Annotated in this window: 9 protein-coding genes; 2 read left to right on the top strand and 7 right to left on the bottom strand. The window is 70.8% G+C overall.

All coding sequences use genetic code 11. From position 1 onward, the window contains the following. The 4 genes from E1193_RS25725 to E1193_RS25710 form a co-directional block, all read right to left on the bottom strand. Positions 1 to 1,322: sugar ABC transporter substrate-binding protein (locus tag E1193_RS25725; protein WP_243707897.1), on the bottom strand; the 1,322-nt coding region annotated here is incomplete at its 3' end. A 115-nt stretch (positions 1,323 to 1,437) separates the two neighbouring features. Beyond that, positions 1,438 to 2,364 carry a carbohydrate ABC transporter permease gene (locus E1193_RS25720; RefSeq protein ID WP_243707896.1) on the bottom strand — a complete coding sequence of 309 codons (927 nt, stop codon included), beginning with the start codon at positions 2,362 to 2,364 and terminating at the stop codon, positions 1,438 to 1,440. 12 nt (positions 2,365 to 2,376) lie between these two features. Beyond that, the gene (locus E1193_RS25715; RefSeq protein ID WP_132185764.1) at positions 2,377 to 3,336 is read right to left on the bottom strand and encodes a sugar ABC transporter permease; all 960 of its coding nucleotides are present in this window, start codon (positions 3,334 to 3,336) and stop codon (positions 2,377 to 2,379) included. 3 nt (positions 3,337 to 3,339) lie between these two features. Next, entirely contained in the window at positions 3,340 to 5,586 is a 2,247-nt protein-coding gene (locus E1193_RS25710; protein WP_243707895.1) for an alpha-galactosidase, read from the bottom strand. A 507-nt stretch (positions 5,587 to 6,093) separates the two neighbouring features. On the opposite strand from E1193_RS25710, the gene E1193_RS25705 reads away from it, so the two are divergent. Then, positions 6,094 to 6,801 (top strand): RraA family protein, encoded by a 708-nt coding sequence (locus tag E1193_RS25705; RefSeq protein ID WP_132185763.1) that lies wholly within the window; start codon positions 6,094 to 6,096, stop codon positions 6,799 to 6,801. A 3-nt stretch (positions 6,802 to 6,804) separates the two neighbouring features. On the opposite strand, the gene E1193_RS25700 is transcribed toward E1193_RS25705, so the two are convergent. The 3 genes from E1193_RS25700 to E1193_RS25690 are packed head-to-tail and all read right to left on the bottom strand — an operon-like array spanning position 6,805 to position 9,557. Then, positions 6,805 to 8,379 (bottom strand): FMN-binding glutamate synthase family protein, encoded by a 1,575-nt coding sequence (locus E1193_RS25700; RefSeq protein WP_132185762.1) that lies wholly within the window; start codon positions 8,377 to 8,379, stop codon positions 6,805 to 6,807. 44 nt (positions 8,380 to 8,423) lie between these two features. Then, positions 8,424 to 8,885 carry a VOC family protein gene (locus E1193_RS25695; protein WP_243707894.1) on the bottom strand — a complete coding sequence of 154 codons (462 nt, stop codon included), beginning with the start codon at positions 8,883 to 8,885 and terminating at the stop codon, positions 8,424 to 8,426. A 39-nt stretch (positions 8,886 to 8,924) separates the two neighbouring features. Then, entirely contained in the window at positions 8,925 to 9,557 is a 633-nt protein-coding gene (locus E1193_RS25690) for a TetR/AcrR family transcriptional regulator (RefSeq protein ID WP_132185761.1), read from the bottom strand. Between the two features lie 116 nt (positions 9,558 to 9,673). On the opposite strand from E1193_RS25690, the gene E1193_RS25685 reads away from it, so the two are divergent. Continuing rightward, positions 9,674 to 10,665, top strand: a 992-nt coding sequence (locus tag E1193_RS25685; RefSeq protein WP_132185760.1) for an ATP-binding cassette domain-containing protein, incomplete at its 3' end; no start/stop codon positions are given.

The following is a 10,665-nucleotide window of genomic DNA, read 5'->3' as shown; positions in this document are numbered from 1 at the left end:
TACCCGAACAGGGCGTTGACCTGTTCGTTCGCCTGCGTCAGCGAGCTGACCGGCGCGCTGCCGTTCATCACCGCGTCCATGGCCGGCTTCATGATCGCCTCGATCTGGGCGGCGTGGTCGGTGATCGGGAAGAGGAACGTCGTCTGGTCCTTCACGTGCACGGTGAAGGCGGAGACGTCCACGCCCTTCTCCTCGAACTTCTTCGTCGACGCCTCCAGGGTGGAGGAGATCGCCGGGAACACCACGCCCTGCTCGGCGATGACCTTCTGGCACGCCTCCGAGCCGAGGTACTTCACCCACTGCCACGCGGCGTCCTTGTTCTTGGTGCCGGCGTAGATCGAGTCGGCGAGGCCGTTGAACATGCTCGCGCGCTTGCCGCTCGGGCCCGCGGGCATCGGCGCGACCGCGGGTTCGAAGCTGTCGGATTTCGCGCCGAAGACCTGGCCGGTCATCCAGGAACCGTTGGTCGCCATGGCGGCCTTGCCGGCGGCGAGCATGTCGTTCCAGTTGACCGACTGGCCGCCCGCGGAGGTCGCCTTCAGCGGCGGCATGTAGCCCTTGTCGATGAGGCTCTTCCACCAGGTGATGGTGTTCTGGAACTTCGGGTCGTCGTAGTTGTAGTGGCTGCCCCACGGATTCTTGTCGGTGAACTGCCAGCCGTTGCTGACCGCGTACATGCTCCACTGGGTCTGGCCCACGCCGTTGCCGGAGTTCTCCAGCCACATCCCGTACGTCTTGACCTTGGTCTTGTCGAAGCCCGGCTCGTCGCCGCGCTTACCGTTCCGGTCCACCGTCAGGCGCGCGATGACCTTTTCGTACGTGCCGCCGTCGGTGGGGTTCCACGTCATGCCGGCCAACTGCTCGGCGGTCACCCCGGCCTCGTCGGCCAGCTTCTTGTTGTAGAAGACGGCGATGGTGTCCCAGTCCTTCGGTAGGCCGTACCGCTTGCCGTCCGGCCCCACCCACAGGTCGGCCAGACCCGCCTGGTAGACGCTGAGGTCCACCGCGTCCTTGCTCACCTGGTCGTCCAGCGACAGGAGAACCTTCTTGTTGACGAACTCGCCGTACTTGCCCAGGTGGTTGGTGAACACGTCCGGTGCCGTGCCCGACACGAAACTCGTGGTGAGCTTGCTCCAGTAGTCGTCCCAGCCGAGCTGGGTGATCTTGATGGTGGTGCCCGGGTGGGCGGCCTGGAAGTCGTTGGCGCACTGCTGGTAGCCGGGCTGCTGGTTGGAGTCCCACAGCCAGTAGTTGATGGTGCCGGACGTGCCGGACGAGTCGCTGCCGCCACCACAGGCCGCGGCGGTCAGCGGTAGCAGCACGACGCCGGCAACCGCACACAGTTTCCTGAGTATCGGTCGCCCTGTGCCCATACTTCTCATCGGATGATCCTTCCGTGTGATGGAACCGAGGATGGCCCTTGACGGGCCGAGGACGTCACTTGACGCCCGTGAACTGGATCGAGTTGACGACGCGCCGGCCGACGAGCGCGAACAGGACGATCACCGGCAGCGCGGCGATGAGGGACGCGGCCATCAGCCCGGCCCAGTCGGGGCTGCCCTGCGGCGTCTGCGACCGGAAGATGCCGAGCGCGACTGTGAGCACCCGGGCGTCGTCGGTGGTGGGGTCGGTCACCAGCAGCGGCCAGAAGTACTCGTTCCACGCGGTGATGAAGGTGAGGATGCCGAGCGTGGCCATCGGCGCCTTGCTCGTCGGCAGGATGAGTTGGAAGAAGATGCGCGCGTGACCGGCGCCGTCGAGCATCGCCGCCTCCTCCACCTCGCGGTTGATGTTCAGGAAGAACTGCCGCAGGAAGAAGACCGCGAACGGGGTCATCAGGAAGAACGGCAGGACCAGTCCGGGGAAGGTGTTCAGCAGGCCGAGGTCCTTGATGAGCTCGAAGTTCGGCAGGAAGATGAAGATCGGCGGCACCATGAGGGCGGTCAGGAACAGGAAGAACACCTTGTCCCGGCCGCGCCAGCGCAGCCGCGCGAACGCGTACGCGGCCATCGCGCTGAAGAACACCTGCCCCGCGGTGATGGTGGTGGCGACGATGATCGAGTTACGCAGGTACAGCCAGAATTTGATCGACGCGCCGGACCCGCCCTCGGCCAGCGCCTCCTCGGCTGTGCTCAGCCCGAGGACCCGTCGGTAGCCGCCCCACGTGAAGTCGACGGGCAACAGCGATGCCGGGTCGGAGAACAGCGCCCGGTTGTTCGACAGTGAGGTGCGCAGCATCCAGTAGAAGGGGAACAGGGTGACGAGGACGAAGGCCCACAGCACCACCCAGGACAGGAACCGGCCGGGTGACATCCTGCGGAAGCGGCCCCGGTGGGGCGTACGACCTGCACCGTCAGCGATCATTTCACACTCCTCTCAGGACAGATCCGACTCGCTGGCTCGCAGCAACCGCAGCTGGAGGAACGAGATGCCGGCGAGGACGACGATCAGGAAGACGCCCATCGTGGCGGCGTATCCGAACTCGTACTGGGTGAACGCCTTGTCGTAGATGTAGTAGTAGATGACCCGGGTGGCGTTGACCGGGCCGCCCTTCGTGGTCACCGCGATGGTGTCGAAGATCTGGAACGAGCCGATCACGGTCAGCACCAGCACCATGGCCAGCACCGGGCGCAGCAGCGGGAGCGTGATCCTCCAGAAGGATCGCCACTCACCGGAGCCGTCCACCGCGGCGGCCTCGTACATCTGCTTGGGAATCGCCTGCAGGCCGGCGAAGATGAGCAGCGCCGTGTACCCCAGGTGCCGCCACACGTTGACCAGAGCGATGGTCGGAATCGCCAGCCTCTCGTCACCGAACCAGGCGACCGGGTCGACGCCGAACCAGCCGAGGACGCCGTTGATCATGCCGATGTTGTAGTCAGCCATCGCGTACCAGACCAGCGCGACGACCACGTTCGCCACCAGGTACGGCAGGAGGATCACGCCACGCAGGAACGACGAGCTGGTGAGTCGGTGCAGCAGGACGGCGAGGACGATCGCCACGATCGTCTGCACCCCGATGTTGATCGCGACGTACTCCAGGGTCACCAGCAGTGAGTGCCAGAAGACCCGGTCCGACAGCATCCGGGTGTAGTTCTCCGTGCCGACCCACTCCGGCTCGACCAGCAGGCTGTAGTCGGTGAAGCTGAGGTATACGCCGCGGATCGTCGGCCACAGGTAGAAGACCAGGAAGCCGACCAGCGCCGGCAGGAGGAAGATCGTGGCGGCCTTGAGGTCGCCGCGGCGGGTCGTGGAGTTGGCGGCGGCGCGGCGGCGGACCCGCTCGGGTCGCGGTACTGCCGCAGGTTGTCCGGTGGGGATGGACAGGGCGTCGGCCATGGGTCACTCCCTCGTCAGTCGAAGCAGGAGAAGGTGCTCCGGATGCAGATCCGGAGCCTGGATGCCGACCCGGTCCAGCGCCGAGCCGGTGAGCCGGACCCCGCCCGCGCGCCACCACGGGGGCAGGGCGCGGTTCGTGCCGGTGGCGACGTCACCGGGGGGCAGCGGCGCGAGCCGGTACACCGCGCCGGGGTCCAGCCCGGGCAGCCGTACCCGGCCGGGCGGCGCGGTGACCGACGTCGCCATGGCGACCAGGGCGAAGATTGCTTCCGTCTGGTCGGGTGCGACGACGCCGTGCACCCACAGGGCCGGGTCGGGGTGGTCGACCCGGACCGTCCGCCCGGTGTGCAACAGGTCGCGCGTATCCCGGTAGAGCGCCACCCACCGGGCCAGCTCGGCGCGCTCCGCCTCGCAGGCAACGGTCAGGTCCCACTCGATGCCGAAGTGGCCGAACAGCGCGGTGCCGGCGCGGAACGCCAACTCGTGGCGGCGGCCGGTGGTGTGCGCGAGCGTCGCGCCCACGTGTGCGCCGATCAGCTCGGGTGGCAACAGCAGCTGGGTCCAGCGCTGGATCGACTGGCGCTCCAGTGCGTCGACGCAGTCGCTGGCCCAGATCCGGTCGGTGCGCTCCAGGATGCCGAGGTCCACCCGGGCGCCCCCCGAGGAGCAGGACTCGATCTCGAGCTCCGGGTGGCGGCGGCGCAGCTCGTCCATCAGCCGGTAGACGGTCAGCACCTGCTCGCGCACCGCCGGCTCGCCGCGCCGGCCACCCCCGGCGTCGACCAGGTCACGGTTGTGATCCCACTTGAGGTAGTCGATGGCGTACTCGTCGACCAGCCGGTCCAGCCGCTCCAGGAGGTAGGCGTACGCGCCCGGGTGCCCCAGGTTGAGCACCTGCTGGTGGCGCGCCTCCGGCGGCAGCCGATCCCCGGTCGCCATGATCCACTCCGGGTGCCGGCGGGCCAGGTCCGAGTCCGGGTTGATCATTTCGGGCTCGACCCAGAGGCCGAACTGCATCTTCAACTCCCGGACGTGGTCGACGAGCGGGTGTAGCCCGTGCGGCCAGACGCCCTCGTCCACGTACCAGTCACCGAGGCCGGCGTGGTCGTCGCGGCGGTGCCGGAACCAGCCGTCGTCCAGCACGAAGCGCTCCACGCCGACCTCGGCCGCCAGCTCCGCCAACCGGTGCAACTTGGTCAGGTCGTGGTCGAAGTAGACCGCCTCCCACGTGTTCATCACGACCGGGCGCGGGCTCGTCGGGTGGTGCGCCCGGGTGCGCAGCTCCCGGTGCAGCCGCTCGGACAACTCGTCCAGTCCATGTCCGTACGCCGCGTAGAGCCACGGGCCGGCGTACTCCTGACCCGGCGCCAGCCGTACCTCCCCGGGCAGCAGCAGCTCGCCGCCGCCGATCACGGCCCGGCCGTCGGGGATCCGCTCGGCGAGGGTGGTGTGGTTGCCACTCCAGGCGACGTGCACCGCCCACACCTCGCCGGAGCGGAAGCCGAAGCCCGGTACGCCGGCGGCGAGCACCAGGGTGGCGTCCGCCCCGGTGCGGCCGCGCCGGTTGTCCCGTACCCGGGCGCCGATGCTGAACGGCTGGCGCTGCGGGGATCGTTCGCGCAGGTGACGTCCGGTCAGGTCGAGTAGTTCCCCGGCGGTCTCCGGCACCGGCAGGGTCAGCACCAGGCCGTCCACCGTGTACGGCTCGGTGGGGTGCTCGTTGCGTACCGTGGCACGGAGCTTGACCAGCCCGGAGGCGGTCAGCCGCAGCTCCAGGACCAGCCGGAGCGCCGCGGCGTGGTCCACGGCGTGGATCACCACCGGCTGGTCGCCCCGGCCCGGCGGGTGCTCCGTCCGGTCCAGTTCGACCGACGTGACGGTGAACAGTGGGGACCACGCCGCGCCGTCGCGGTGCCCGCGCAGACCCGGCAGGCCCGGCCAGCCGGTGGCGTGCTCGGCGAGTACCGCCACGTCGGCCGGCTCGTCCAGCGTGTTGGACACGACCGCCGGGGTGCTGGCGAGGGCCAGGGCGGAGAGCTGCGCCGGGGTCAACTCGTCGAGGTCCGCGCCCCAGTGCAGGACGCGGGGTAGCCGGGCCCGGCTGAGGTCGAGGACCAGACTGACCCCTGCGGCCCGCAGGTGCAGCAACTCGCAGCCGGCGGGCGGTCCGACCGTCCCGGGTCGCGCTGGCGCCGGTGGCGCCGGGACGCGGTGCGGCACGGCGATTCTGGCTTCGGTCTCGTCTGGCACTGCGGATCTCCTCGGTGGTGGGCACGCGAACGGGAGGGACGGCGCGCGTCCTAAATCGACCTAGTAAAAGGAATTAGTGCAGCGTCGCATGAGACCTCCGCAGGTCCTCGTTGCGTTGATTCTTTTCGCTGATGTGGTGCCTCAAAGGAGGTGAGGCACTGGGAGCGCTGCCCCCGCTAGTGCGTATTACTAAAAGGCTTTAGTGGCGTGCACCACACTCCAGTCCAGCGCAGGTCCGGTGTCAAGGGCTTGTTACTGTTCTGTTACCCGGGCCGGCTTGCTGCCCGGGGTTGTGTTGCTGGCTGGTGTCGCAGGGTTTCCGGACGGCCCGCCGGAAGATCTGGCGACACGGCGGCGGCCGGCCGCCGTGTCGGCGGCCATCTGAAAAGCACCGCGACCGCATCGGGGCATGGCCGCCGGACCCGCCGCCCTACCCGGCAGCACGACAGGCCAGTGGTGTGGAAGTGGACCGCCACCGGGGCGGGGTGTGCCGCTTACCGTCAGGCGATGAGCATCCCTGAGCCGTGCCGGCGGTTCGCCTCGCTGACCACCGCCCACGTCGCCGACGCCTGCCTGCGCGCCGGGCTGCCGGTGCGCTGCGCGCCCGCCGCCGTCCGGCCGGTCCTTCTCGGCGGTCGGCTGGCCGGCCGGGTCAGGCCCACCCGGCACGTCGGCAGTGTCGACATTTTCCTGGAGGCCATCGACCTCGCCGCCCCGGGAGACGTTCTCGTCGTCGACAACGCCGGACGCACCGACGAGAGCTGCGTCGGTGACCTCGTGGTGCGGGAGGCGCAGGCCGCCGGTCTGGCCGGCGTGGTGGTCTGGGGCCTGCACCGGGACACCGCTGACATCCAGGTGATCGGGCTGCCGGTGTTCAGCCTCGGTGCGATCCCCACCGGCCCGCTGCGGCTCGACCCGCGTCCACCGTCCGCCCTCACCTCCGCCGAGGTGGGACGGTGGACGGTGGGCGACCACGACCTGGTCCTGGGAGACGACGACGGGGTGTTGTTCGTGCCGGCCGACCGGGCCGGGGAGCTGTGCGACCTCGCGGCGTCGATCCGGGAGACCGAGCGGCGGCAGGCCGAGCGCATCCACGCCGGTGTCTCCCTGCGCGAGCAGGTCCGGTTCGACGCGTACCTGGCCCGGCGGGCGGTGGACCCGACGCTGACCTTCCGGGAGCACCTGCGCGCGGTCGGCGGCGCGATCGAGGAGTGAGCCTCAGCCGACAGCGGTGGCCGACGGGGGAGCGCTGCCGCCCCGGGGCGCCTCCCCGGTCATCAGCGCGACGATCTTCGCCCGGTCGGCGGCTGAGGGCAGCCCCCACTCGGGCCGGTAGCCGTAGACCTCACGCAGCGCCGTGGCCGAGGTACGCCCGTCGAGGATCTCCACCGCGTCGGTGTCGATCAGCCCGGGATGTTCCACCCCGCACGCCTCGGCGACCTTAACGAGATCCCGCCGCAGCGTACGCACGTAGTTCGCGGCGCGTACCGACTTGAGCGCCGGGTCCAGCCCGCGGGCCAGCCACCTGTTCTGGGTGGCCACGCCCGTGGGGCAGGTGTCGGTGTGGCACTTCTGCGCCTGGATGCAGCCGATCGCCAGCATCGCCTCCCGGCCCACGTTGACCACGTCGCAGCCGAGCGCGAACGCGACGACCGCGTTGTCCGGCAGCCCCAGCTTGCCGGATCCGACGAAGATCACGTCCTCGTGCAGCCCTCGCTCGGCGAAGGTCCTGTAGACGCGGGCGAAGCCCTGCTGGAACGGCAGCGACACCGAGTCGGTGAAGATCAGCGGCGCGGCGCCGGTGCCGCCCTCACCGCCGTCCACGGTCACGAAGTCCACGCCGCGCCCGGTGTCCCGCATCAGCGTGGCCAGATCCTCCCAGAAACCAAGATCACCGACGGCGGACTTGATGCCGACCGGCAGTCCGGTCTCGGCGGCGAGCAGTTCCACCCAGTCCAGCAGGCTGTCGCAGTCGGAGAACTCGGCGTGCCGGGACGGGCTGACACAGTCCTTTCCCTCCGGGATGCCCCGGGTGGCGGCGATCTCCGCCGACACCTTCGCCCCGGGCAGCAGCCCGCCCAGGCTCGGCTTCGCGCCCTGGCTGAGTTTCACCTCCAGCGCCCGCACCGGCGCCCCGGCCACCAGGTCCCTGAGCCGGCCCAGGTCGAACCGGCCCCGGGAGTCCCGGCACCCGAAGTACGCGGTGCCGAGCTGGAAGATGAGTTCACCACCGTTGCGGTGGTACGGCGACAGCCCGCCCTCGCCGGTGTTGTGCAGGCAGCCCGCCAGCGCTGCGCCCCTGTTCAACGCCGCCACCGCGTTGCCCGACAGTGAACCGAAGCTCATCGCGGAGATGTTGACCACCGACCGGGGACGGTGCGCCTGCGTCCGCCCGCGCGCGCGGCCGAGCACCTTCGCCGCCGGCAGTCGGACGTCGTGACCGGCTGCCGGGGTCGACGGCGGCACCGACCGGCCGAAGGTGCGGTGCTTGATGATCGGGTAGCCGGGGGTGTATTCGATGTCGTTGTCCGTGCCGAAGCCGAAGTAGTTGTTCTGCCGCTTGGCCGAGGCGTAGATCCAGCGCCGCTGGTCGCGGGTGAACGGCCGCTCCTCGTTGTTGCCGGCGACGATGTACTGCCGTAGCTCCGGCCCAATCGACTCCAGCAGGTAGCGGGCCCGCCCGATCACCGGGAAGTTGCGTAGCAGCGCGTGGTCGCGCTGGAGGACGTCGCGGGCGGCGAGGCCCGCGAGAGCGGCGGTGACGACGGCTGCGGCTCGACCGGTCCACTTCATGCCCGGCACTCTTTCCGGTCCCGCCGTCGGTCAAACAGTCCTGGTCACGCCGGCGGCGGGCTGATGTCGACCATCCAGGGGGTGCCGAAGCGGTCCTCGCACTGCCCGAACTCGTCGCCCCACATCTGCTTCTCCAGCGGCGTGCTCACCACCCCGCCGGCGGAGAGCTGCTCCCACCAGCGGCGTAGCTCGTCGGCGTCGTCACCGCTGAGGCAGACGGTGTTGGCGTTGCCGCGTCGGATCTCCATGCCGGGCGGCATGTCCGAGGCCATCAGCACGTGGCCGCTCGCGGTGCGCAGCACGCCGTGCATGATCTGGTCGGCGATGGCCGGGTCGTCAGTGCCGAAATCGCCGAACGTGGTCAGCGACAGGTCGCCGCCGAACACCTGCTGGTAGAACTCCATCGCCTGGCGCGCGTTGCCGGCGAAGTTCAGGTACGGGTTGAGCTGCGACGCCACTGTGCCCCCTCGATCAGGTGCCCCGTCGCTGTCGACGACCGTGGTCATCGTCGCACCGAAAGGTGTTGGCGGGGGCGGACTCGCCGGTCAGGCCGTGACGAAGGCGCCCGCCCGGGCGGCGACCGCCGCCGTCCGGGCCGCCTGCGCGGCCACGGTAAGGTCGGCGCCGCTGCGGAGCAGGAGCAGTTCGTGGTAGACCGGCGCGGTCGCCGCGACCAGCAGCGCGCGCGCGTCGGTGCCGGCGGGCGCCTCGCCCCGGGCCACCGCCCGCGCGACGACCACGGCACAGCGCTCGTACCGGTCGGCCCAGAAGGCGCGCAGAGCCGCCGCGGCCGGCGGGGAGCGGAACGACGCGGCGATGAGCGCCCCGGTGAGCGGCGGCTCGGCGGTCAGGGCCTCGTGCACCTCCTGGTTGATGGCCTCCAGGTCGCCGCGCAGCGAGCCGGTGTCGCGGGGCTGCCAGTCGTCGCCGGTGGCCTCGGCGAGCACGTCAGCGAGGAGACCGCCGACGTCGCGCCAACGCCGGTAGACGGTCGTGCGGTGCACCCCGGACCGCTCGGCGACCGCGTCGACGGTCAGGGCGTCGTAACCCCGCTCGACCAGCAGGGTTATGACCGTGTCGAGAACCCGGCGGCGCACCCGGGCGCTGCGCCCGCCGGGACGCCGCGGGGTCCCGGCGGGCGGGTCGGCGAATCGGGTTGTCGGCGCGGGCGTCTCCATGTCAGGATCTTATCGCAACAGTCGTCGCTTTAAGGAGCCTGCCGTGGTCCGGTGAGGTGATCGTTCCGACGGCCGCGCCCGTCGCGGCCGCCCGACCACCGACCGAGCGGAGACCCATGCCCACCCAGATCAGCGTCCACGACCTCACCGTCGCCCGTGGCGACCGCCTCCTGTTCGACGCCGTGACCTGCGCCCTCGCCCCCGGCGAGCGGGCCGGCGTGGTCGGCGAGAACGGCTCCGGCAAATCCACCCTGCTGCGCCTGCTCGCCGGCCTCGACACCCCGGACGACGGCAGCGTCACCGTCATCGCCGACGGCGGTGTCGGCCACCTCGCCCAGAACGCGCCCCTGTCGCCGCACCACACCGTCGGCCAGGCCGTCGACGCCGCCCTGGCGGACCTGCGTGCGACGCAGGCCCGGCTGCGGGCACTCGAACCGCTGCTCGCCACCGGCGACCCGCGGCTGCTCGCCGAGTACGGCGACCTCGCCACCGCCTTCGAGTTGCGCGGTGGTTACGACGCCGACGCCCGCGTCGAGCGCACCCTGCACGGCCTCGGGCTGGCCGGCCTCGACCGGGACCGCCGCCTCGGCGAACTGTCCGGCGGAGAACAGGCGCGGCTGCGCCTGGCCTCGGTGCTCGCCGCCAACACCGAGGTGCTGCTGCTCGACGAGCCCACCAACCACCTCGACGACACCGCCCTCGGCTGGCTGGAAGAGCACCTGCGCAGCCGGCGGGGCACCACCGTCGTCGTCTCCCACGACCGGGTCTTCCTGGAACGGGTCGCCACCGTCCTGATCGAGGCCGACGCCGACCGGCGCACCCTCACCCGGCACGGCGGCGGCTACGCCGGCTACCTCGCCGAGCGGGCCGCCGCCCGCCAGCGCTGGGCGCAGGCCCACCAGCAATGGCGCGCGGAGGTCGACCGGCTCCGGTTCGCCGCCGCCACCACCGCCCGTCAGGTCGCACCGGGCCGCGCCAGCACCGACGGCAACAAGATGGCGTACGACCGGGCCGGTGGCCGGGTGCAGCAGTCCCTGGCCAGCCGGGTCCGCAACGCCGAACAGCGGCTACGCCGCCTGGAGGCCGCCCCGGTGCCGCCCCCACCGCA

The sequence above is a fragment of the Micromonospora sp. KC606 genome (assembly GCF_004348675.1).
Taxonomy (GTDB): domain Bacteria; phylum Actinomycetota; class Actinomycetes; order Mycobacteriales; family Micromonosporaceae; genus Micromonospora.
Note: the sequence above shows the minus strand (reverse complement) of the source record. Positions and strands in the feature narration are given on the sequence as shown.